A 21,794-nucleotide genomic window follows, 5' to 3' on the forward strand; every position below is an offset into this window, starting at 1 on the left:
CGCTTATAACGTTTTAAAGCAAGGAGGGATCTAAAAACCAGAGGGATATAACGATAAGAAATCACAAACCAGTATAAAACACTATTTCCGTGAAAAAGATATGGCTTATCATGCGAACAAAAAATCACCATACATTGTAAAATTCAGCGCCCGTTTTTTGACTGCAAAGAAAAAAAGCCAGCATCGGCTGGCTTATGGCAACAAAAAATGACAAAGGCGGATTAATCGCTATTTTTGGCAATTAAACGTTCCGGCAGAACAAAACTGAAACGCGTACCTTTGCCCACCGTACTTTCAATACTGAGCCGGCTTTCATGATGATTTACCGCATGCTTCACGATCGCTAACCCCAACCCGCTACCGCCAGTTTGTCGGGAACGCGCTTTATCAACGCGATAAAAACGCTCGGTCAGGCGCGGAATATGCTCCGGTGCGATGCCCGGTCCATTATCTTCAACACTAAATTCGGCACCGTGCGGCACTCGCTGCCAGCGTACGGTGATATGCGTACCTTCCGGCGTATGATTCACGGCGTTATAGACCAGATTCGAAATCGCACTGCGTAACTGGTCTTCGCTGCCAGACACTTTGAGGCCGTTATCAATCTCAAAGGTAAATGTCTGTTTTTGCTGGCTCAGCGTCTGAGCTTCACGCTCAACGACGCGCAGCATCATCGGCACATCAACCTTCTCATTCAGCAACTGCGTCGGCGCGGCTTCAATTTTCGACAAGGTCAGTAACTGCTTCACCAGCCCTTCCATCCGCTGAGTCTGCTCACGCATGGTGTGCAACGCTTTTTCGCGTACCGCGCCTTCCAGCGGCTGCTCATCCATCATCTCCAGGTAACCCTGTAACACGGTCAATGGCGTGCGTAACTCATGGCTTACGTTGGCAAAAAAGTTGCGTCGCGCCCCTTCCAGTTGATGCATTTGCGTGACATCTCGCGCCACCATCAGCAACTGTTTATGGGTATAAGGCATGACACGAATTTCCAGATGCCGCCCGGTGTTGAGCACCAGATTGAGCGGGCGAGAAAAATCACGCGTTTTCAGATATTGCGTAAACTCCGGATAACGCAGCAGGTTAAGGATGTTCTGCCCGTTATCTTCCGGCCAGCGCAGACCAAGAATTTGTTGCGCCAGACCGTTACACCAGAAAATACCGCCCTCTTCCGTGGTCAGCACCACCGCATCGGGTAGCGACTCCGCGCCGCTACGAAAGCGTTTGATAAGATTACCCAGCTCGCGGCGGCGTTTTTTATTACGCAGTTGCATCTGGTGTAAACCGTACAGCAGCGGTTCCCAGCTACCACGCCCCGGTGGCGGGGTCATACTGCGATCCACCCACAGCCACCATGAAAGGCGCAATAAATTCCAGAAATGCCAGATAAGCAGTCCTGTTACCGATGCCAGCAAAAACCAGGGCAGGTAACCAAAAAATGCACCCAGGATGAAAGCCGGGAGGCAGCAAAGTAGCAGCTCCAGCACCAGCCTTTTCCACGACAGCCGTTCCAGCACGTAAGATACTCCAGTTAAGAAATCATAAGCCCTGCTCTGCGTCCGATGAGCAAGGCGTTAAAAGCGGGTTGAAAAACGATATCCTGTACCGCGCACGGTCTGCACCATGCGGTCATGCCCGCCGGGTTCCAGTGCTTTACGCAGGCGGCGAATGTGGACATCGACCGTGCGGTCTTCTACATATACGTTGGTTCCCCAGACGTGGTTTAACAGTTGCTCGCGACTGTACACGCGCTCGGGATGCGTCATAAAAAAGTGCAGCAGTTTAAATTCAGTCGGCCCCATCTCCAGCGGTTCTTCGCCCGCCATCACCCGGTGAGATGTCGGGTCGAGACTTAGCCCCTGCATCTCAATCACCTCTTCCACCGCCATCGGCGATATACGGCGCATTACCGCTTTGATTCGCGCCACCAGCTCCTTCGGCGAAAACGGCTTGGTGATATAGTCATCCGCACCGGTTTCAAGGCCGCGCACGCGATCTTCTTCTTCCCCTCTGGCGGTCAACATCACAACCGGAATATCACGGGTCATCGACTCACGCTTGAGATGTTTGATGAACTGGATACCGGAGCCGCCGGGTAACATCCAGTCGAGGAGAATTAAATCCGGCCAGGGTTCATTCAGTTGGTTCACAGCACTGTCATAATCTTCCGCTTCGACCGGCTGGAAGCCATTTTGCTCGAGCACGAAGCAGACCATTTCGCGAATTGGAGCTTCATCTTCTACGACCAGAATACGTCTCGCCATGATTTGCCCTGTTGTAATAAATAGATTGCGATCATTAATGCGACGTCATTATGCGTCAGATTTATGACAGATTTATGAAAAGCTCGTCGCACATATCTTCAGGTTATTGATTTCCGTGGCGCAGAAAAAAGCAAATGGCACATCTGTTTGGGTATAATCGCGCCCATGCTTTTTCGCCAGGGAACCGTTATGCGCATCCTTCACACTTCAGACTGGCATCTCGGCCAGAACTTCTACAGTAAAAGCCGCGAAGCTGAGCATCAGGCTTTTCTTGACTGGCTGCTGGAGACAGCACAAACCCATCAGGTGGATGCGATTATTGTTGCCGGTGATGTTTTCGATACCGGCTCACCGCCCAGTTACGCCCGCACGTTATACAACCGTTTTGTTGTCAATTTACAGCAAACTGGCTGTCATCTGGTGGTACTGGCGGGAAACCATGATTCGGTCGCCACGCTGAATGAATCGCGCGATATCATGGCGTTCCTCAATACTACCGTGGTCGCCAGCGCCGGACATGCGCCGCAAATCTTGCCTCGTCGCGACGGGACGCCAGGCGCAGTGCTGTGCCCCATTCCTTTTTTACGCCCGCGTGACATTATTACCAGCCAGGCGGGACTTAACGGTATTGAAAAACAGCAGCATTTGCTGGCAGCTATTACTGATTATTATCAACAACACTATGCCGATGCCTGCAAGCTGCGCGGCGATCAGCCTCTGCCCATCATCGCCACGGGACATTTAACGACCGTGGGCGCCAGTAAAAGTGACGCCGTGCGTGACATCTATATTGGCACGCTGGACGCGTTTCCGGCACAAAACTTTCCGCCAGCCGACTACATCGCGCTCGGGCATATTCACCGCGCGCAGATTATTGGCGGCATGGAACATGTTCGCTATTGCGGCTCCCCCATTCCACTGAGTTTTGATGAATGCGGTAAGAGTAAATATGTCCATCTGGTGACATTTTCAAACGGCAAATTAGAGAGCGTGGAAAATCTGAACGTACCGGTAACGCAACCCATGGCGGTGCTGAAAGGCGATCTGGCGTCGATTACCGAACAGCTGGAACAGTGGCGCGATGTATCACAAGAGCCACCTGTCTGGCTGGATATCGAAATCACTACCGATGAGTATCTGCATGATATTCAGCGCAAAATCCAGGCATTAACCGAATCATTACCTGTCGAAGTATTGCTGGTACGCCGGAGTCGTGAACAGCGCGAGCGTGTGTTAGCCAGCCAACAGCGTGAAACCCTCAGCGAACTCAGCGTCGAAGAGGTGTTCAATCGCCGTCTGGCACAGGAAGAACTGGATGAATCGCAGCAGCAACGTCTACAGAATCTTTTCGCCACGACGTTGCAGACCCTCGCCGGAGAACACGAAGCATGAAAATTCTCAGCCTGCGCCTGAAAAACCTGAACTCATTAAAAGGCGAATGGAAGATTGATTTCACCCGCGAGCCGTTCGCCAGCAACGGGCTGTTTGCCATTACCGGCCCAACAGGTGCGGGAAAAACGACCCTACTCGATGCCATTTGCCTGGCGCTGTATCACGAAACCCCGCGCCTCTCTAACGTTTCGCAATCACAAAATGATCTCATGACCCGCGATACCGCCGAATGTCTGGCGGAAGTGGAATTTGAAGTGAAAGGTGAAGCGTATCGCGCGTTCTGGAGCCAGAATCGGGCGCGTAACCAGCCGGACGGTAATTTGCAGGTGCCACGCGTAGAGCTGGCGCGCTGCGCAGACGGCAAAATTCTCGCCGACAAAGTGAAAGATAAGCTGGAACTGACGGCGACGTTAACCGGGCTTGATTACGGGCGCTTCACCCGTTCGATGCTGCTTTCACAAGGGCAATTTGCTGCCTTCCTGAATGCCAAACCAAAAGAACGCGCGGAATTGCTCGAGGAGTTAACCGGCACCGAAATCTACGGGCAAATCTCGGCGATGGTTTTTGAACAGCATAAATCGGCCCGTACTGAGCTGGAGAAACTGCAAGCGCAGGCCAGCGGCGTTGCATTATTAGCGCCAGAACAGCTGCAATCGCTTACAGATAGTTTGCAGGTACTCACTGACGAAGAGAAACGGTTACTCACTGCGCAGCAGCAAGAACAACAATCACTTAACTGGTTAACGCGTAAGGACGAGTTGCAGCAGGAAGCCAGTCGCCGTCAGCAGGCACTGCAACAGGCGTTAGCCGAGGAAGAAAAAGCACAACCGCAACTGGCGGCCCTCAGTCTGGCGCAACCGGCACGAAATCTTCGTCCGCACTGGGAACGCATCGCAGAACACAGCGCGGCGCTGGCGCATACTCGCCAGCAGATTGAAGAAGTAAATACTCGCTTACAGAGCACAATGGCGCTTCGCGCGAGCATTCGCTACCACGCGGCGAAGCAGTCAGCAGAATTACAGCAGCAGCAACAAAGCCTGAATGCCTGGTTACAGGAACACGATCGCTTCCGTCAGTGGAACAACGAACTGGCAGGTTGGCGTGCGCAGTTCTCCCAACAAACCAGCGATCGCGAGCATCTGCGGCAATGGCAGCAACAGTTAACCCATTCTGAGCAAAAACTTAATGCGCTTGCGGCGATCACGTTGACGTTAACCGCCGATGAAGTTGCTAGCGCCCAGGCGCAATATGCTGAGCAACGCCCACTGCGTCAACGCCTGGTTGCGCTGCATGGGCAGATTGTTCCCCAACAAAAACGTCTGGCGCAGTTACAGGTCGCTATCCAGTATGTCACTCTGGAACAGACGCAACGTAACGCCGCACTTAACGAAATGCGCCAGCGTTATAAAGAAAAAACGCAACAACTTGCCGATGTGAAAACCATTTGCGAGCAGGAAGCGCGCATCAAAACGCTGGAAGCTCAACGTGCACAGTTACAGGCGGGTCAGCCCTGCCCACTTTGTGGTTCCACCAGCCACCCGGCGGTCGAGGCGTATCAGGCGCTGGAGCCTGGCGTTAATCAGGCCCGGCTATTAACGCTGGAAAACGAAGTGAAAAAGCTCGGCGAAGAAGGCGCGGCGCTGCGCGGGCAACTGGATGCATTAACGAAGCAGCTTCAGCGTGATGAAAACGAAGCGCAAAGCCTCCGGCAAGATGAGCAAGCACTTACTCAACAATGGCAAGCCGTCACGGCCAGCCTCAATATCACCTTGCAGCCACAGGACGATATTCAACCGTGGCTAGATGCACAAGATGAGCACGAACGCCAGCTGCGGTTACTCAGCCAACGGTATGAATTACAAGGTCAGATTGCCGCGCATAATCAGCAAATTATCCAGTATCAACAGCAAATTGAACAACGCCAGCAGCAACTCTTAACAGCATTGGCGGGTTATGCACTGACATTGCCACAGGAAGATGAAGAAGAGAGCTGGTTGGCGACACGTCAGCAAGAAGCGCAGAGCTGGCAGCAACGCCAGAACGAATTAACCGCGCTGCAAAACCGTATTCAGCAGCTGACGCCGATTCTGGAAACGTTGCCGCAAAATGATGAACTCCCGCACAGCGAAGAAACTGTGGCGCTGGAAAACTGGCGGCAAGTTCACGAACAATGCCTCGCGTTGCAAAGCCAGCAGCAAACGTTGCAGCAACAGGAGGTTCTGGCAGCACAAAGTCTGCAAAAAGTTCAGGCGCAGTTTGACACCGCGCTACAGGACAGCATTTTTGACGATCAGCAGGCATTTCTTGCGGCGTTAATGGATGAGCAGACGCTAACTCAGCTGGAACAGCTGAAACAGAATCTGGAAAACCAGCGTCGTCAGGCACAAGCGCTGGCCACTCAGACAGCTGAAACACTGGCACAGCATCAGCAACACCGACCTGGCGGACTGGATCTCACGGTGACGGTGGAACAGATTCAGCAAGAGTTAGCGCAAACTCACCAAAAGTTGCGTGAAAACACCACTCGCCAGGGGGAAATTCGCCAGCAGCTGAAGCAGGATGCAGACAACCGTCAGCAACAACAAACCTTAATGCAGCAAATTGCACAGACGACGCAGCAGGTTGAGGACTGGGGATATCTTAATTCGCTGATTGGCTCCAAAGAGGGCGATAAATTCCGTAAATTCGCTCAGGGGCTGACGCTGGACAATCTGGTCCATCTGGCTAACCAGCAACTTACCCGGCTGCACGGTCGCTACCTGTTACAGCGTAAAGCCAGCGAGGCGCTGGAGGTCGAAGTTGTCGATACCTGGCAGGCAGATGCGGTACGCGATACCCGTACGCTTTCCGGCGGCGAAAGTTTCCTCGTGAGCCTGGCTCTGGCGCTGGCGCTTTCGGATCTGGTCAGCCATAAAACGCGTATTGACTCGCTGTTCCTCGATGAAGGTTTCGGCACGCTGGATAGCGAAACGCTGGATACCGCCCTTGACGCACTGGATGCCCTGAACGCCAGTGGTAAAACCATCGGGGTGATTAGCCACGTTGAAGCGATGAAAGAGCGTATTCCGGTGCAGATTAAAGTGAAGAAGATCAACGGACTGGGCTACAGTAAACTGGAAAGCGCGTTTGCGGTGAAATAACTATTCAGCAGGATAATGAATACAGAGGGGCGAATTATCTCTTGGCCCGGCTGGTCGTTATCCTGCAAGCTATCACTTTATTGGCTACGGTGATTCGTAGCTGCTCTGTTGGTTGTGATGGTGGTATGAAAAAAGTTATTTTATCTTTGGCACTCGGCACATTTGGCCTGGGGATGGCTGAATTTGGCATTATGGGGGTGCTCACGGAGCTGGCGCATAATGTGGGAATTTCGATTCCAGCCGCCGGGCATATGATTTCGTATTATGCGCTGGGGGTGGTGGTCGGTGCGCCGATAATCGCGCTTTTTTCCAGTCGCTACTCACTCAAACATATCTTGTTGTTTCTGGTGGCGTTGTGCGTCATTGGCAACGCCATGTTTACTCTCTCTTCGTCTTACCTGATGCTCGCCATTGGCCGCCTGGTTTCCGGTTTTCCGCATGGCGCATTTTTTGGCGTCGGGGCGATCGTGTTATCGAAAATTATCCAACCCGGCAAAGTCACCGCCGCCGTGGCGGGTATGGTTTCCGGGATGACGGTCGCCAATCTGCTGGGCATTCCGCTGGGGACGTATTTAAGTCAGGAATTTAGCTGGCGCTACACCTTTTTATTGATCGCTGTTTTTAATATTGCGGTGATGGCATCGGTCTATTTTTGGGTACCGGATATTCGCGACGAGGTGAAAGGAAAGCTGCGCGAACAATTTCACTTTTTGCGCAGCCCGGCCCCGTGGTTAATTTTTGCCGCCACGATGTTTGGCAACGCAGGTGTGTTTGCCTGGTTTAGTTACGTTAAACCTTACATGATGTTTATTTCCGGTTTTTCGGAAACGGCGATGACCTTCATTATGATGCTGGTCGGACTGGGGATGGTGCTGGGGAATATGCTAAGTGGCCGGATTTCCGGACGTTACTCGCCGCTACGCATTGCGGCAGTGACTGACTTTATTATTGTACTGGCACTGTTGATGCTCTTTTTCTTCGGCGGCATGAAAACAACGTCGCTTATTTTTGCTTTTATTTGTTGCGCGGGATTATTTGCCCTTTCAGCACCGCTGCAAATATTGTTACTGCAAAATGCCAAAGGTGGGGAGTTATTAGGTGCCGCGGGTGGGCAAATAGCGTTTAACCTCGGTAGCGCCGTGGGTGCTTATTGCGGCGGGATGATGCTGACGCTGGGGCTGGCGTATAATTACGTGGCGTTGCCTGCCGCCTTGCTCTCGTTTGCTGCGATGTCCTCATTGCTGCTGTATGGTCGCTATAAGCGCCAGCAAGTAGCGGAGAGTCCGGTGCTGGCGAAACCACTGGGGTAGGTTGCAGTCACAGTGCACGTTACTTGTTGCCGGATGCGGCGCGAGCGCCTTATCCGGCCTACGGCTGCTTATTTTGTACGCCTGATAAGACGCGACAAGCGTCGCATCAGGCATGATGCACCAATTGCCTGTTTTTTTTTACTCTTGTGGCCATAACCATGCGGCGCCGCGTACGCCGCTCGAATCACCATGTTTCGCCTTACGTACCGGCGTTTCACATTCTCCACCGAAGACAAATTGTTTAATCAGCGGTGGAACTGTTTGATATAAACGGTCAACATTGCTCATCCCTCCGCCCAGGACAATCACATCCGGGTCGAGAATATTCACCACATGCGCCAGCGACTTCGCCAGTCGTAGCTCATAGCGACGCAATGCCAACTCGGCAACCGGATCGCTTTCTTCAACGAGACGAATAATTTCACTGCCTTTCAGTGCATGTCCGCTTAAACGACGATAATCTGTGGCAAATCCGGTACCCGAAATAAAGGTTTCAATACAGCCTTGTTTACCGCAATAACAAGGGACTTCCTCGCGATAACGCAGTTCGTCTTCGTCCATCCACGGTAGCGGATTGTGTCCCCACTCGCCTGCCGTGCCATTGCCGCCGATATGCGCCCGCCCATTGAATGCCACGCCCGCGCCGCATCCCGTGCCGATAATCACAGCAAATACCGTCTGCGCTCCCGCTGCCGCGCCATCTACCGCTTCCGAAACCGCCAGACAGTTGGCGTCATTTGCCAGCCGCACTTCCCGCTGCAACCGCGCGCTTAAGTCTTTATCGAATGGCTGACCGTTAAGCCAGGTTGAATTGGCATTTTTCACCACTCCGGTATAGGGTGAAATCGAGCCTGGGATCCCCATCCCCACTGTTCCACGCTGCCCTGTCGCCTGCTCTGCCATCTCTACCAACGCGGCGATCGTTTCTATGGTCTGGCGGTAATCATCACGCGGCGTGGGCAGACGATGACGGTACAACTGCTCCCCTGCATCGCCCAGTGCAATCACTTCAGTTTTGGTGCCGCCTAAATCGATACCTATACGCACGGTACTCTCCTTATTTTTTTCAATATCAATAGCGTAGAGACGGACAACCGGATTGGCAATGCAAGGCTGCCGACAATTCGTTATCATGCCCGCTAAATTTAACGACAAGGCCGTGGAAATTATCATGCTGTGGTTCAAAAATTTAATGGTTTACCGTCTTAGCCGCGAGATTTCGCTGCGTGCAGAAGAGATGGAAAAACAGCTAGCCTCGATGGCATTTACCCCATGCGGCAGCCAGGATATGGCGAAGATGGGCTGGGTTCCTCCGATGGGATCACACAGCGATGCGTTAACGCACGTTGCCAATGGTCAAATTGTTATCTGCGCGCGCAAAGAAGAAAAAATCCTCCCGTCTCCGGTGATTAAACAGGCGCTGGAAGCGAAAATCGCCAAACTGGAAGCGGAACAGGCGCGTAAGCTGAAGAAAACCGAAAAAGATTCGCTGAAAGATGAAGTGTTGCACTCTCTGCTGCCTCGCGCCTTCAGCCGTTTCAGCCAAACCATGATGTGGATCGACACGGTGAACGGTTTGATCATAGTGGACTGCGCCAGCGCCAAAAAAGCGGAAGATACGCTGGCACTGCTGCGTAAAAGCCTGGGGTCGTTACCGGTTGTGCCATTGAGCATGGAAAACCCGATTGAACTGACGCTGACCGAATGGGTACGCTCCGGCAGCGCGGCACAGGGCTTCCAGCTGCTTGATGAAGCCGAGCTGAAATCGCTGCTGGAAGATGGCGGCGTGATCCGCGCGAAGAAACAAGATCTGACCAGCGAAGAGATCACCAATCACATTGAAGCCGGAAAAGTGGTGACTAAACTGGCGCTCGACTGGCAGCAACGCGTTCAGTTTGTGATGTGCGACGATGGTTCGCTCAAGCGCCTGAAGTTCTGCGACGAGCTGCGCGATCAAAACGAAGATATCGACCGCGAAGATTTTGCCCAACGCTTTGACGCCGATTTCATCCTGATGACCGGCGAACTGGCAGCGTTAATTCAAAACCTGATCGAAGGATTGGGCGGCGAAGCGCAACGTTAATAGCTGGTTTGCCTTCAATGCCGGATGCGACGCCTCGGTGCGTCTTATCCGGCGTACGAAGCCATGCCAGGCATTAATCTAATCATTCGCTACGTCGGATGATGATTTTTAACGCTGCAATATTGTGTGTTTTACGCCGTAACTGATCTAACCGCCTCGTCCCGATTCGCCTGTCGGCAGCACGCAGAATATTCACTAACCCCCACTTATCACTGGCAAACTGTTTCGTTAACAGCTCCGCTTTCGGTGTATCAATATATTCACGCAATAAATTAGAAATTGAACAAATATCCGTCAGGTAAGGATACCAGCAAGTTTCGCCGTGAAAATTTCGCACCCCATGATTACCCGCGACAAAATCTTTTGGATAATCCCAGATAACATCTTGATCCAGAGTGATCCAGTAACGCGGCAAATCGGTGCTTCCACCATTTTGGCTGCGCATTGGATAACGGGTACAGTGAATTTGCAGATTGATGGTCGGCGTCAGTAAATCATAGATTTCCCGCTGTAATTTACTCCAGGGCCGTGACCTCATTTTAATTCCTCAAGCTTATTGCGCGCTTCACTACGAATTTTCCGTGTCGATCCGGTTTTAACTAATTCACGTAATTGTTGTGGATCAGGATGATCGGCAAATAACAGTAAAGACGGATCCTCTTTTAACCACGCCGTTTTCACCTTAGCAGGCAGTTGCGGGTTGGCAATCGCTCCCTGACGATCCTGCGGTGTAACCAATGCTGTGAATGCGGAAGTCGGCGTATGCGCATTAATCAACGCCGTTTTACGTAATTGTTCATGCCGACTTTGCAGTAATGCCAGCCAAAACTCATCATCAGGCTTATCTGTCAGCTTATCCAGCTCGATTAAAATAACGCTATCATCATCATTCCAGCGACGTAATCCTCTATCACACTGCCTACGATTACTATTTGTCATGTCTGTAACAGACAGCGCCCAGTCAGAATTAAAGCGATATTGCTTATCAAGACGGGCAATAATCTCTGAGGGTAAATCATTTTTATCAAATAACTGATTGCGCATCCGGTAACGATATTCAGCCGGTAAATCAGGTAGCAAATCGATGGCGTCATTGAGCATTGCTTCATCTACTATGCCATTATCAATCAGTTCCAGTTGTATATCATACGCCTGCTCCTGATCCTCTTGCCGTTTGCTCATCATTAATTGCAATGTGCGCTGCCACAATTTTTTCTTGTATTCCAACGGCAGCAGTTTATCGTGTGCTAATTCATTCCAGACAGCGGGGTTATCATGATGTGTCAGGAGATAGTTAATCACTTCAGTTGACGTCAGATAACGCGCACCTTCACGTAAATATTGTATATCTTCTTTTGCCAGCGACAGTTGGCGCGCTTCAGGTAAAGCAATAAATAATGCCATAACGATATTTTTATGGTCTTTATTATCGAGATACATTTGATCTGCAATACGTTCAATATCGGGAATACTCATGTTTGCAGAAAGCCGCGTAACTTTTAGTTCCACAAGGGCATGAGCTACGGCTTCACGGACCTTAAGTGATTGATCGTTACTCAGCGCCACGGCTTGTCGTGTAGTCAAATCGGCACCAGCAATTCGTTCGCGTAGTTCATCATCATCGCTATTTATCAGTTCATCCACCACAGATGTTGGCGCCAGCCACGCGTAATCGTACTGGCTGACTAACGTCTTACGCACAATCGGAAACGGACTCTGACTTAATAGGGCAATGAGTTCCGGAGAAAGATTATCCTGTCTGGCCTGCTCGAGTTGGACGCTCTCGACAGGCGTCGACATTAATTTTTCATTCACTACTGGTGAAATATCGCTGTTTTTAATCAGTCCTTTCGCCACTGCCTGGTCTTTAATAAACGGCGCGGTGAGTAAATGCATTTGCCTGGCGGGCCAACGCTGCGCCATATATTCTCGTGTCTGGTCATCAGGATGCTGTAGCAATTGCAGCATAACATCAGTTGGTAGACTCTCCATGCGAGTCAGAAAACGCGCCACCAGCGGATCTTCATGCTTAACGTTGCCAGCCGCAAATTTTTCGACCTTGCCCTGTTCAATCCACTGCAATTTTTCACTTAACCCCGATACAGGTTTATCGCGAAACAACGGCAATCCCTGGACAATACTGGCCGCTACACTGTCATAATCAGGATAGGCATTTAAAACATTGTCGGTTTCAATTTCAGTAATCTCATAGAGATCGGGCTCAAACAGCGAATACGCTTTTCGAATATTCGCATCCCAGTCATAATTTTCATTACTGGTATCTTCGTTGATATAAAACTCAGCGTTATTAACCTCAAATTGCGTCGCCTTGTCTGAAACAATAATTCCGCGAGCCGTAATACCTTTCATTACTTCAAAGTTATGATCATTATAATCAGCATAGACTAAACCTTTCGCTTGCATCTCACCTTTGACGTATGCGAAATCATGATTAATAAAGTTGTCGACAATCACATTGCCCAACACAATGAGTTGACCATCACCTGCCGAATAATCATCATAATCACCATTAATGGTTAAATTCCCCTTGACCACCAGGGTATGCTTATTACTAAAATTGCTGGGTATTGATAAATCTCCATTATGATAATACCAACGAATGTTATTTTTAAGCATATAAGAGGCTTCCATACTATCATCGGTTTCCTCTTTAACTCCATTACGTTCTTCTGCGGTCAAGATATGGAAATCTGACTTAATAAGATCATCGCTCGTGATCCACTTTGCAGCGTAAACATTTTCGGTGGCAATAAATACAACCATACAGATGATCAATATTTTTATTTTATTCATAATCTTCACTGATATTAATATCAACCTTGATAGATTATGAATATATCGAAAATAGAAAAATTAGCAGCAATGGAGATTTTATTATTCGTGAAATAAGGAATATTTCAGAAAAATGCCCTCCCATTCAGACGGGAAGGCGCGATATTACAGATAGCGGCACAAATAGGAGGTCGGTTCGGCAACTTGCAGATGGAACTCGCTGTGGCCGGGAACATTAAATACTTCACCAGCTTCATACACGCGCCAGTCGGTAGCGCCAGGCAGCAAAACATTCAGCGCCCCGCTGACCACCGTCATCTCTTCGGGTTCCGCAGTACTGAACATGTATTCACCTTCAACCATCACACCGACGCTGGCGCGGCCAGTATCGCTGCTGGTAAAGCCGATCGATTTCACTTTTCCGGAAAAGTATTCGTTACTTTGAAGCATAAACTGGCCCTGTCAGGTGGTTTAACATCTTCTTCACTATAGGGGCCAAAGGTGCTAACTGTCACGTAAAATTACACCAGCAATTCCGCCGCCAGCCTGGCAATCAATACGTTAGAGAGCAAAACAGGTACATCGAGCTTTTTTTGCAGTAAATCGCGATGACGCTGATTAAATCCTAAACAATCCAGCATGATGACATCTGCGCCATTCACCAGCAATTCTTTCCCGGCATCAACGATTTTCTGTTCAGAATCATGAATGGGATTTCCCAGCGAGAATAGTGGTGTTCTCTGCAAAATTTGCCATTTTTGCGCCTGAACGGCCAAAAGCTCTTCTACTGGAACAATAACACCGACCTGGTGACCTTCAACAATGGAGGAAACCAAGGGTGGGAGAATGCGCAAAGGCTCGAGGAAGATCGTATTTCGCGCTGTCATATTGCTAATGTTGGCCGTACTCATTAGCAAAATAACGTCATAATCCTGATTATCGAGTACCTCAATCACGCTTTGTAGATCACGCTCCACTTTACGGCGTGAAACGTGGGCCAGCTGGTTGTCATTTAATAATGTAAGAATAGTTTCTTCGCCTGCTTCTGGCGCATACTCCGCCATCACCTCTTCGCGGCTTAATTTCCCCAGCAGGCTATGATGGGAAATATTATTTTCGTCAATGTACTCCGTCAGAAGCGGCAAAACTTCATGCATTGGTACAATGCCGATGGTCAGAATCGCCAACGACGCGCTCATTGTCTTCCACCTTTCTTTTTCGTCGTTAATTACCGGGCAAATACTAAGCACCACAGCGGGCGCTTGCCGATGCTACAAATGCAAAAAAGCGTAGCAGCAGACGCGCACGGCATAATGTAAAGATTCCCAATAGTCCCAGTAATGGATTGTTATTGTTTAATATTCTAATTATTTGAAAAACATGAATTGTGAAAAGTGTGATGCAGGTCCGTTGCAATAGCACTCAGAGTCCCTTCCGAGCAGTTTGATGCGGTCACTCTTTATCAGGATCCTCATAGCGTTTTTTAGCATCCATCGCCTCCTGGGCCGTAGGATGTTCGCTGATCAAAGAGTCTGGTTTGGGATGATCGGCTCGCAGCTGATACCAGGTCACAGTCTGTCCTTGCTGGCCTTTTTCTACCGTAACAATTCTGGCTTCTCGGGGATAAGGCGGTTTCGTTGGCATTGTTCTTCCTTATTTCACGGGATGAACATTAAGTATAGGTGCCAGGACAATGACAGTTTGCCGTTTGTGCCAAAGCGGTTCGAATTTCAGAGATCACCTGACTGGGTTCGTTGTTAGCATCGACGATAATATGCGCAACTTCACGATATAATGCATCGCGTTCTTCCAGCACTTCCTGAACTTCTTCACTTAACGGTTTTCCTGTGAGTGTTGGCCGTAAATCCTCTTCTGGCGCTGCTTGCAGACGATTTACCAGCACTGACACCGGCGCGCACAAGTAAACCACAATCCCGTTATTACGCATGTAGTGGCGATTAAATTCCGTAAGAATAATACCGCCGCCCGTCGCGATAACGGTGGATGGTGCAGTTACTGCTTCCAGAGCGGCGCTCTCCCTGGCGCGAAATCCTGCCCACTCTTCCCTTTCGACGATCTCTGCTACCGTCATATTGAGTTGTGATTGCAACCATTGGTCGGTATCAACAAACCGACAGTTGAGCGAATCGGCAAGGGCCATTCCGACCGTTGTTTTACCACAGCCCCGAGGCCCGATCAGAAAAAGAGGTTGTGTCATCGTGGGTTTTCCCCAAAAGGTCGCAATGCGGCGAAAGCCGGTTTCGTAAGAATAACGATCATACCATCAAACTAGTACAATTTCGATTGTAAAGAAATAATTCCACTTAAGGAGCGAACTTCAATACATTCCTTACTATATCAAGAAATGAGCGAGAAAGAAGTGTAAATAATATATTACATTTACGAACGGTTACGTTGAACTTCCAGCCACCATTTTTCAAGTTCAGCCGCAAATGCCTGGCGGTCACGTTGCGAAAGGCTATCTGGTCCTCCGGTCTGGATCCCGCTGGCTCGTAGGGTATCCATAAAATCGCGCATCGTCAGACGTTCACGAATAGTCGCAGGTGTGTACCGTTCGCCACGCGGATTAAGTGCTGCCGCGCCTTTCTCGATGGCTTCAGCAGCCAAAGGAATATCTGCGGTTATTACCAAATCGCCCGCCTCACACTGACGTACAATTTCATTATCAGCCACGTCAAAACCTGCCGCGACGCGCAGCGTGCGAATAAACCGCGATGGCGGCACGCGTAAACTCTGATTTGCCACCAACACCAGCGGCATCTGCATACGTTCTGCCGCGCGATACAGAATCTCTTTAATTACATTGGGACACGCATCGGCGTCCACCCATATTGTCATAAGGCTATCCTCTGTTGGGTAATCCTCTATTGTGTCGCGCTTTTGCCTTCCGGCATAGTTCTGTTTATGCTTCTGACCAGGCGCTTTTCAAAATAATGAATTCACGGCAGGAGTGTGCAATGGAAAAGAAAATCGGTTTTATTGGCTGCGGCAATATGGGAAAAGCCATTCTCGGCGGTCTGATTGCCAGCGGTCAGGTCCTTCCAGGGCAAATCTGGGTGTATACCCCCTCCCCGGATAAAGTTGCCGCCTTACATGAACAGTTTGGTATCAACGCCGCAGAATCGGCACAGGAAGTGGCGCAAATCACCGATATCGTCTTTGCTGCCGTCAAACCGGGCATCATGATTAAAGTCCTTAGCGAAATCACTTCCAGCCTGAATAAAGACTCTCTGGTGGTTTCTATCGCCGCAGGCGTTACGCTCGACCAACTTGCCCGGGCGCTGGGTCACGACCGGAAAATTATTCGCGCCATGCCGAACACCCCCGCGTTGGTCAATGCCGGGATGACATCCGTAACGCCAAACGCGTTGGTCACTCCCGAAGATACTGCCGATGTGCTGAATATTTTCCGCTGCTTTGGCGAGGCGGAAGTCATTGCTGAGCCGATGATCCACCCAGTGGTTGGCGTGAGCGGTTCTTCGCCAGCCTATGTCTTTATGTTTATCGAAGCGATGGCCGACGCCGCCGTGCTGGGCGGGATGCCACGCGCGCAAGCATACAAGTTTGCCGCCCAGGCGGTAATGGGTTCCGCGAAAATGGTGCTGGAAACCGGCGAACATCCGGGCGCCTTGAAAGATATGGTCTGCTCACCAGGAGGCACAACCATTGAAGCGGTACGCGTTCTGGAAGAGAAAGGATTCCGTTCCGCGGTGATCGAAGCGATGACGAAGTGTATGGAAAAATCAGAAAAACTCAGCAAGTCCTGATGACTCTCGCTGGACGTCAGGCCGCCACTTCAGTACGGTTACGTCCGGCTCTCTTTGCTTTGTAGAGCGCCATATCAGCCGATTTCAGCCACTCACGGTAGTGACTCATTTGCGGATTCAGCGGCGCGATACCGACGCTTATCCGTAATATCACCTGCGGCGTATTTGGCAGGCGTAATGCATTTAATCCTTCATGCACACGTAACATGGCGGTAATGGCGTTTTCGGCTGGCGTACCTGACATAATTACCGCAAATTCATCACCACCAAAACGACCAATCACATCGCTGCCACGCAGGGTAATTTGTAACTGTCGGGTAAGGGCAACGATTGCTTCATCACCGACATCGTGACCCCATGTATCGTTGATACTCTTAAAATGGTCGATATCAATAATCAATAGCGTCGCATCGCGATTGTGTCGGCGACAGTTATCAAACTCATTACGTAGCATGATTTCCCAGTGGCGCCGGTTGTAAACGCCCGTCATGCCGTCGCGGGTACTCATGACCTGCAATCGTCGTTTATGTTCAGCCAGTTTGGTCGCTGTCTGGTAGCTGACCCAGCCAAACAGCAGAGGATAAATGACGATAATGGGAAGGGAGAGCCACCATTCCAGCGGCGCACTCTTGAGCGACACCGTGATCCCCGTGAGTTCGAGTGTGACAAGGCAGGAAACGACCATCAACACCAAACCGGCGACAAACAGACGGGGGCCCCCTGCCCCCATCAAATTCAGGCACATAATCATCAGCATTGCGATCGAAGGCAGCACGTTTACGCCCATCACGCCTACCCACATACCGGCTAACACTGCATCAGTTTTTAAGTTGTATATTTCCCGGCCAAGCGGATCAACGGCCCTGCTCGCCAACTGCCAGGCTAAATGCGGCCAGACAAATGCCCAGCCAACCAACACCAGCCACCACCAGCCTGACAGCGGGTGCGAAACCAACGTCGAGGCGATTGGTAAGAACATCCCAGCCAGTCCTACCGCTCGCGGTAGTCTGACGCGACGGGCGAAGCGCAGCCCGGATCGCTGATGTTCGTTTTGAGGAGCTAATGGTGGTATCTCCCCGTGTGCCGCCGCTTTTTTGAAAAAATTTTCATCATTCATTATTTTTGGGAACATTCAGAAACAATTTTCCCAAATTATAGAGATGGGGCGAAAGGCGGGAGTATGATATTTCGGGTGAGCCATTTTCTTAACTCACCCGTTAGCACTATAGGTTTTACGCGGCTTTCTTGAGGCAAGTACTCATAAACTTATTACGATCATCACCTTTCAGAGATTGCTGCGTCGCCTGACTATTACATTCGCGCATCTTCTGCTGCTGCGGCGTCAAACTCTTTTCACCGGGCGCAGATTTGCTGTTCTTCAGGCAATCACTCATGTATGTCTTACGGGCATCCCCTTTCAACGCCTGCGCTGTCGCCTGTTGATTACAGGAGGTCATACGCTGTTGTTGTGGGGTTAACGTTCTCTCGGCAGCGCCGACAGTGGTTAAAAAAACCAGGCCGAATAGCAGGGTAACCAGTAATGTTATTTTCATAGCACCATCCCTCTTCACATTTTAACCAGGAGCGTTTGCGCCCTTGATCTGCTTTTAAGTCTGGTTGCTAACAGCAAAAAAACCACCCGACAGCCAAAATTAGCCGCCGGGTTCGGTGTTATTTCAGCCCCAGTGCAGCTTTCATGGTGTAGAAGAGATCGGTCTGATCGGTCAAACCAACCACATTCGCAGCGTGCGGACCATATGCAGCAATACGCAACTGGCTACCGGTATGCTCTTGTGAATCCTCTTCGGAGTTCCCGTAACTCATCACCATCACTGCGCCATCTTTGGTGTTTAACGCCTGAGTCAGACCCGGCGCTTTGGTATCTGGCGCGACAATCTGGCTGGCGTGGGCGTGGTCAGCGGTGACCACCACCAGTGTGTTGCCATCCTTTTTGGCAAATTCCAGCGCCCGCTGTACGGCTTCATCGAGATCGACCGTCTCGCCAATTTGGCCACAAGGATTCGCGGCGTGATCCTGTTTATCGATCGACGCACCTTCAACTTGCAGGAAGAATCCTTTCTCATTTTTGCTCAGTAGTTCAATGGCTTTATCGGTCATCTGCGCCAGCGTAGGCACACTGTCATTGCGTTGCGGATTCGGGGTACAGGTGACTGCGGGCTTATCGATATTACCGTGGTACGTTGCTTTCGGTCCTTGCCAGCGCACTGGCATATTGCCGTCAGCAAACAGTCCAAGCAGGGGTTTTTGCTGGTTCGCTTCCGTCACCGCATTCAGCGATGCGGTATCGCTGACTAACTGATAACCACGCGCCTGCGCCTGTTCACGCAGCGTTTTTCCCTGCCATTCACCGGCGGTAGCCGTTTCAGCAAAGGTTTTTGCACCGCCGCCAAGCGTAACATCTGCACGGGCGTTAAGCAGTTGTTCAGTAATCGATCCTTTTCCACCTTTTTCCAGCGCGTTGCTCGGGCATTTTTCGCTGGTAACGCTCGGACCATAGCATTTGCGCGAGGTCACATGTGCCACTAGCGCGGCGGGAGTGGCATCCTGTATTTCAGCCGTTGAAACGTTGCCGGTCGCCAGCCCTGCGGCTTTTGCCAATTCCAGAATCGTTGGATGATCTTTTTCATGAATATCGACACCCAGCGCGCCGTTATACGTTTTGACGCCAGTTGACCAGGCCGTTGCTGACGCTGCGGAGTCGGTCACGTAGTCTGGTTTTCCGGTTTTTTTATCCAGCGCATAATGGGTGTATTGTCCGGTAAGCGGCAAGGCATCGATCCCTTTAAAAAAACCGCCCGCGCCTTCAGCATAATTGCGTGCGGCAGTGATTTCCGAATCCCCCATCCCATCACCAATCAATAAAATAATATTTTTCGCGGGTTTATCGCTAAGAGAATCGCGTAAGGCAGCGGTCTGATCGCTCGTTAATCGGCGAGCGCCGCCAGGCGCGGTAATATCCCCCTGTGCCGCCCGGTTTTCCAGAATTGGCATCTCTGGGGTCCGGGCTTTAGTAACAGGGGTAAACAGTAACGGCAAGAGAGCCAGTGCAATAGTGCTTTGTTTCACTTTATTTTCTCCATGTACAAATACATTAAAAAATAAAAACAAAGCGACTATAAGTCTCTGGCATGACAGCATTATGACAACTGTTGGAGGGCTTAACTTTTTACTGACGAGGATGCCTCAATAACTTCTTTACGTAATCGCGCAGCAGCTCCGTATCGTCATCAGGAATGCTGGCATCGGGCTTTACCGAGTATAGCGCCCCTTCAACCTGATCAATCAACCGCTGTTGGTCATTTTGCGCCATATTGCGAAGCATCGCAGTAACGATAATCTCTAGTGCTTCGACCTGCGCGCACAATTCTTTCGACTCCTCTTCCTTTTGGGCAAGCTTAAATAACAACTCAGCAATGAGATTTTTCATATCTGTATTTCCTTATCCAAAGTATGGAGAAGTTAACATTATGTTTCACAACTGCATAGAGTCTTGATGTAGTATTTTTATGACAGAGGAAATAATTTTAGCAAATATTTTTTTCACATTTATCAGCGAAACGTTTCTCTATTTTTAAATAATTCCACACATAAAATATAGGTATACAATTATTAATGTTTTTTATAATAAAAAGTTATGGAATATATCCTCTTGGTTAACTTATTATTACGTATAATAACCATCCAGGCAGCAATTCACACCAGGAATAAATTAGTTTCCCGTTCATCATTTTTGTGATCTTACGCACATAATTTAGTCAGCGATGAATCTTACCCCGCAAGCTGCACGGTTTATCAGCAGAAGATTGCAACAAACTGTCAGAAGGCCGCGAATCCCCCGTTTTGTCGTGGTAATGTATGCTCTTTGTGTTCTACGGGATAGGTTTTTAAGATGGAAAAACTGCGGGTAGGAATCGTTTTTGGTGGAAAGTCAGCAGAACATGAAGTGTCTCTGCAATCGGCAAAAAACATTGTCGATGCCATTGATAAAAGTCGCTTTGACGTTGTGCTGCTGGGCATTGATAAACAAGGGCAATGGCACGTCAGCGATGCCAGCAATTATTTGCTGAACGCAGACGATCCTGCCCATATTGCGCTGCGCCCTTCGGCCACCAGTCTCGCGCAGGTGCCGGGTAAACATGAACAGCAACTTATTGATGCGCAGAACGGCCAGCCGTTGCCGACGGTGGATGTCATTTTCCCAATTGTCCACGGTACGTTGGGTGAAGATGGTTCCTTGCAGGGAATGCTGCGGGTCGCCAATCTACCGTTTGTCGGTTCCGATGTTCTGGCTTCTGCTGCATGCATGGATAAAGACGTCACCAAACGTCTGCTGCGTGACGCTGGATTGAACATCGCGCCATTTATTACCCTGACGCGCGCCAATCGCCACAAAATCAGCTTCGCCGAAGTGAAGTCTAAACTTGGGTTGCCGCTGTTTGTAAAACCAGCTAATCAGGGTTCCTCTGTTGGCGTCAGCAAAGTGACCAGCGAAGAGCAGTATGCCCTTGCTGTCGATCTGGCGTTCGAATTCGATCACAAAGTGATCGTTGAGCAAGGGATCAAAGGTCGTGAGATCGAATGTGCGGTTCTGGGTAATGACAATCCGCAAGCCAGTACCTGTGGCGAGATCGTACTGACCAGCGATTTCTACGCCTACGACACCAAGTACATTGACGAAGATGGCGCGAAAGTGGTGGTTCCTGCGGACATTGCGCCGGAAATCAACGATAAGATTCGGGCGATTGCCGTTCAGGCTTACCAGGCGTTGGGATGTGCTGGCATGGCGCGTGTAGACGTCTTTTTAACGCCGGAAAACGAGGTGGTGATCAACGAGATCAACACGCTGCCAGGGTTCACTAACATCAGTATGTATCCGAAGCTGTGGCAAGCCAGTGGCCTGGGCTACACCGACCTGATCACACGTTTGATTGAGCTGGCGCTGGAGCGTCACGCAGCGGATAACGCACTGAAAACCACCATGTAATATTCAAACGCCCGGTAAT

General features: G+C 50.2%; 20 protein-coding genes. 6 read left to right on the forward strand and 14 right to left on the reverse strand.

Annotated features, from left to right (window positions below; all coding sequences use genetic code 11):
* Positions 1 to 221: 221 nt before the first annotated feature.
* The gene (gene phoR, locus FEK50_RS02615; protein ID WP_131160970.1) at positions 222 to 1,517 is read right to left on the reverse strand and encodes a phosphate regulon sensor histidine kinase PhoR; all 1,296 of its coding nucleotides are present in this window, start codon (positions 1,515 to 1,517) and stop codon (positions 222 to 224) included.
* 57 nt (positions 1,518 to 1,574) lie between these two features.
* Entirely contained in the window at positions 1,575 to 2,264 is a 690-nt protein-coding gene (phoB, locus tag FEK50_RS02620; RefSeq protein WP_000113933.1) for a phosphate response regulator transcription factor PhoB, read from the reverse strand.
* A 189-nt stretch (positions 2,265 to 2,453) separates the two neighbouring features.
* Between phoB and sbcD the strand changes: the two genes are divergently transcribed.
* From sbcD to araJ, 3 genes are all read left to right on the forward strand, one after another.
* Positions 2,454 to 3,656: an exonuclease subunit SbcD gene (sbcD, locus tag FEK50_RS02625; protein WP_131160969.1), complete on the forward strand. Its 1,203-nt coding sequence runs from the start codon at positions 2,454 to 2,456 to the stop codon at positions 3,654 to 3,656.
* Entirely contained in the window at positions 3,653 to 6,796 is a 3,144-nt protein-coding gene (sbcC, locus tag FEK50_RS02630; RefSeq protein WP_131160968.1) for an exonuclease subunit SbcC, read from the forward strand. The genes sbcD and sbcC overlap by 4 nt, the downstream gene beginning before the upstream one ends.
* 125 nt (positions 6,797 to 6,921) lie before the next feature.
* Positions 6,922 to 8,106, forward strand: coding sequence for an MFS transporter AraJ (gene araJ, locus FEK50_RS02635; protein ID WP_131160967.1), 1,185 nt, complete (start codon positions 6,922 to 6,924; stop codon positions 8,104 to 8,106).
* Positions 8,107 to 8,244: 138 nt separating this feature from the next.
* Here the strand turns inward: araJ and mak are convergent, their stop codons facing one another.
* The gene (mak, locus tag FEK50_RS02640; protein WP_131160966.1) at positions 8,245 to 9,153 is read right to left on the reverse strand and encodes a fructokinase; all 909 of its coding nucleotides are present in this window, start codon (positions 9,151 to 9,153) and stop codon (positions 8,245 to 8,247) included.
* Between the two features lie 124 nt (positions 9,154 to 9,277).
* Between mak and rdgC the strand changes: the two genes are divergently transcribed.
* Positions 9,278 to 10,189 carry a recombination-associated protein RdgC gene (gene rdgC / locus FEK50_RS02645; protein ID WP_131160965.1) on the forward strand — a complete coding sequence of 304 codons (912 nt, stop codon included), beginning with the start codon at positions 9,278 to 9,280 and terminating at the stop codon, positions 10,187 to 10,189.
* An 82-nt stretch (positions 10,190 to 10,271) separates the two neighbouring features.
* Here rdgC and FEK50_RS02650 read toward each other — a convergent pair whose 3' ends face one another.
* The 7 genes from FEK50_RS02650 to FEK50_RS02680 form a co-directional block, all read right to left on the reverse strand.
* Complete coding sequence (locus FEK50_RS02650) at positions 10,272 to 10,727, reverse strand: hypothetical protein (RefSeq protein ID WP_130260317.1); 456 nt, start codon at positions 10,725 to 10,727, stop codon at positions 10,272 to 10,274.
* Positions 10,724 to 13,003 carry a DUF2773 domain-containing protein gene (locus FEK50_RS02655; protein ID WP_131160964.1) on the reverse strand — a complete coding sequence of 760 codons (2,280 nt, stop codon included), beginning with the start codon at positions 13,001 to 13,003 and terminating at the stop codon, positions 10,724 to 10,726. Before FEK50_RS02655 ends, FEK50_RS02650 begins: the two co-directional genes overlap by 4 nt.
* A gap of 144 nt (positions 13,004 to 13,147) precedes the next feature.
* On the reverse strand, positions 13,148 to 13,432 hold the full coding sequence (gene ppnP / locus FEK50_RS02660; protein ID WP_130206199.1) for a pyrimidine/purine nucleoside phosphorylase: 285 nt from the start codon (positions 13,430 to 13,432) through the stop codon (positions 13,148 to 13,150).
* A gap of 71 nt (positions 13,433 to 13,503) precedes the next feature.
* Entirely contained in the window at positions 13,504 to 14,181 is a 678-nt protein-coding gene (locus FEK50_RS02665) for an AroM family protein (RefSeq protein ID WP_131160963.1), read from the reverse strand.
* A gap of 253 nt (positions 14,182 to 14,434) precedes the next feature.
* Positions 14,435 to 14,626 (reverse strand): protein YaiA, encoded by a 192-nt coding sequence (yaiA, locus tag FEK50_RS02670; protein WP_130206195.1) that lies wholly within the window; start codon positions 14,624 to 14,626, stop codon positions 14,435 to 14,437.
* A 28-nt stretch (positions 14,627 to 14,654) separates the two neighbouring features.
* Positions 14,655 to 15,200 (reverse strand): shikimate kinase AroL, encoded by a 546-nt coding sequence (aroL, locus tag FEK50_RS02675; RefSeq protein WP_130223263.1) that lies wholly within the window; start codon positions 15,198 to 15,200, stop codon positions 14,655 to 14,657.
* Between the two features lie 182 nt (positions 15,201 to 15,382).
* The gene (locus FEK50_RS02680; protein WP_130223265.1) at positions 15,383 to 15,841 is read right to left on the reverse strand and encodes a YaiI/YqxD family protein; all 459 of its coding nucleotides are present in this window, start codon (positions 15,839 to 15,841) and stop codon (positions 15,383 to 15,385) included.
* A 119-nt stretch (positions 15,842 to 15,960) separates the two neighbouring features.
* On the opposite strand from FEK50_RS02680, the gene proC reads away from it, so the two are divergent.
* Positions 15,961 to 16,770 (forward strand): pyrroline-5-carboxylate reductase, encoded by an 810-nt coding sequence (gene proC / locus FEK50_RS02685; RefSeq protein ID WP_130206189.1) that lies wholly within the window; start codon positions 15,961 to 15,963, stop codon positions 16,768 to 16,770.
* 16 nt (positions 16,771 to 16,786) lie between these two features.
* Here proC and adrA read toward each other — a convergent pair whose 3' ends face one another.
* The 4 genes from adrA to iraP all read right to left on the reverse strand — a co-directional run bounded on the left by adrA (position 16,787) and on the right by iraP (position 20,218).
* Positions 16,787 to 17,902, reverse strand: a complete 1,116-nt coding sequence (adrA, locus tag FEK50_RS02690; RefSeq protein WP_130260319.1) for a diguanylate cyclase AdrA — start codon at positions 17,900 to 17,902, stop codon at positions 16,787 to 16,789.
* A gap of 100 nt (positions 17,903 to 18,002) precedes the next feature.
* The gene (gene psiF / locus FEK50_RS02695) at positions 18,003 to 18,323 is read right to left on the reverse strand and encodes a phosphate starvation-inducible protein PsiF (protein ID WP_130206185.1); all 321 of its coding nucleotides are present in this window, start codon (positions 18,321 to 18,323) and stop codon (positions 18,003 to 18,005) included.
* A 118-nt stretch (positions 18,324 to 18,441) separates the two neighbouring features.
* Positions 18,442 to 19,857: an alkaline phosphatase gene (gene phoA, locus FEK50_RS02700; protein WP_130260321.1), complete on the reverse strand. Its 1,416-nt coding sequence runs from the start codon at positions 19,855 to 19,857 to the stop codon at positions 18,442 to 18,444.
* A 100-nt stretch (positions 19,858 to 19,957) separates the two neighbouring features.
* Entirely contained in the window at positions 19,958 to 20,218 is a 261-nt protein-coding gene (iraP, locus tag FEK50_RS02705; protein ID WP_064527081.1) for an anti-adapter protein IraP, read from the reverse strand.
* A 462-nt stretch (positions 20,219 to 20,680) separates the two neighbouring features.
* Here iraP and ddlA point away from each other — a divergent pair, with 462 nt between their 5' ends.
* Complete coding sequence (ddlA, locus tag FEK50_RS02710) at positions 20,681 to 21,775, forward strand: D-alanine--D-alanine ligase (RefSeq protein WP_130215396.1); 1,095 nt, start codon at positions 20,681 to 20,683, stop codon at positions 21,773 to 21,775.
* The last annotated feature ends 19 nt before the right edge of the window (positions 21,776 to 21,794 follow it).

It is taken from the genome of Escherichia sp. E2586, assembly GCF_005781105.1.
Classification (GTDB): Bacteria; Pseudomonadota; Gammaproteobacteria; order Enterobacterales; family Enterobacteriaceae; genus Escherichia.

Coding starts and splice junctions, on each gene's coding strand:
- phoB (WP_000113933.1), bottom strand. CDS start 2,264: ATGGCGAGACGTATTCTGGTCGTAGAAGATGAAGCTCCAATTCGCGAA.
- sbcD (WP_131160969.1), top strand. CDS start 2,454: ATGCGCATCCTTCACACTTCAGACTGGCATCTCGGCCAGAACTTCTAC.
- sbcC (WP_131160968.1), top strand. CDS start 3,653: ATGAAAATTCTCAGCCTGCGCCTGAAAAACCTGAACTCATTAAAAGGC.
- araJ (WP_131160967.1), top strand. CDS start 6,922: ATGAAAAAAGTTATTTTATCTTTGGCACTCGGCACATTTGGCCTGGGG.
- rdgC (WP_131160965.1), top strand. CDS start 9,278: ATGCTGTGGTTCAAAAATTTAATGGTTTACCGTCTTAGCCGCGAGATT.
- FEK50_RS02650 (WP_130260317.1), bottom strand. CDS start 10,727: ATGAGGTCACGGCCCTGGAGTAAATTACAGCGGGAAATCTATGATTTA.
- FEK50_RS02655 (WP_131160964.1), bottom strand. CDS start 13,003: ATGAATAAAATAAAAATATTGATCATCTGTATGGTTGTATTTATTGCC.
- ppnP (WP_130206199.1), bottom strand. CDS start 13,432: ATGCTTCAAAGTAACGAATACTTTTCCGGAAAAGTGAAATCGATCGGC.
- FEK50_RS02665 (WP_131160963.1), bottom strand. CDS start 14,181: ATGAGCGCGTCGTTGGCGATTCTGACCATCGGCATTGTACCAATGCAT.
- yaiA (WP_130206195.1), bottom strand. CDS start 14,626: ATGCCAACGAAACCGCCTTATCCCCGAGAAGCCAGAATTGTTACGGTA.
- aroL (WP_130223263.1), bottom strand. CDS start 15,200: ATGACACAACCTCTTTTTCTGATCGGGCCTCGGGGCTGTGGTAAAACA.
- FEK50_RS02680 (WP_130223265.1), bottom strand. CDS start 15,841: ATGACAATATGGGTGGACGCCGATGCGTGTCCCAATGTAATTAAAGAG.
- proC (WP_130206189.1), top strand. CDS start 15,961: ATGGAAAAGAAAATCGGTTTTATTGGCTGCGGCAATATGGGAAAAGCC.
- adrA (WP_130260319.1), bottom strand. CDS start 17,902: ATGTTCCCAAAAATAATGAATGATGAAAATTTTTTCAAAAAAGCGGCG.
- psiF (WP_130206185.1), bottom strand. CDS start 18,323: ATGAAAATAACATTACTGGTTACCCTGCTATTCGGCCTGGTTTTTTTA.
- iraP (WP_064527081.1), bottom strand. CDS start 20,218: ATGAAAAATCTCATTGCTGAGTTGTTATTTAAGCTTGCCCAAAAGGAA.
- ddlA (WP_130215396.1), top strand. CDS start 20,681: ATGGAAAAACTGCGGGTAGGAATCGTTTTTGGTGGAAAGTCAGCAGAA.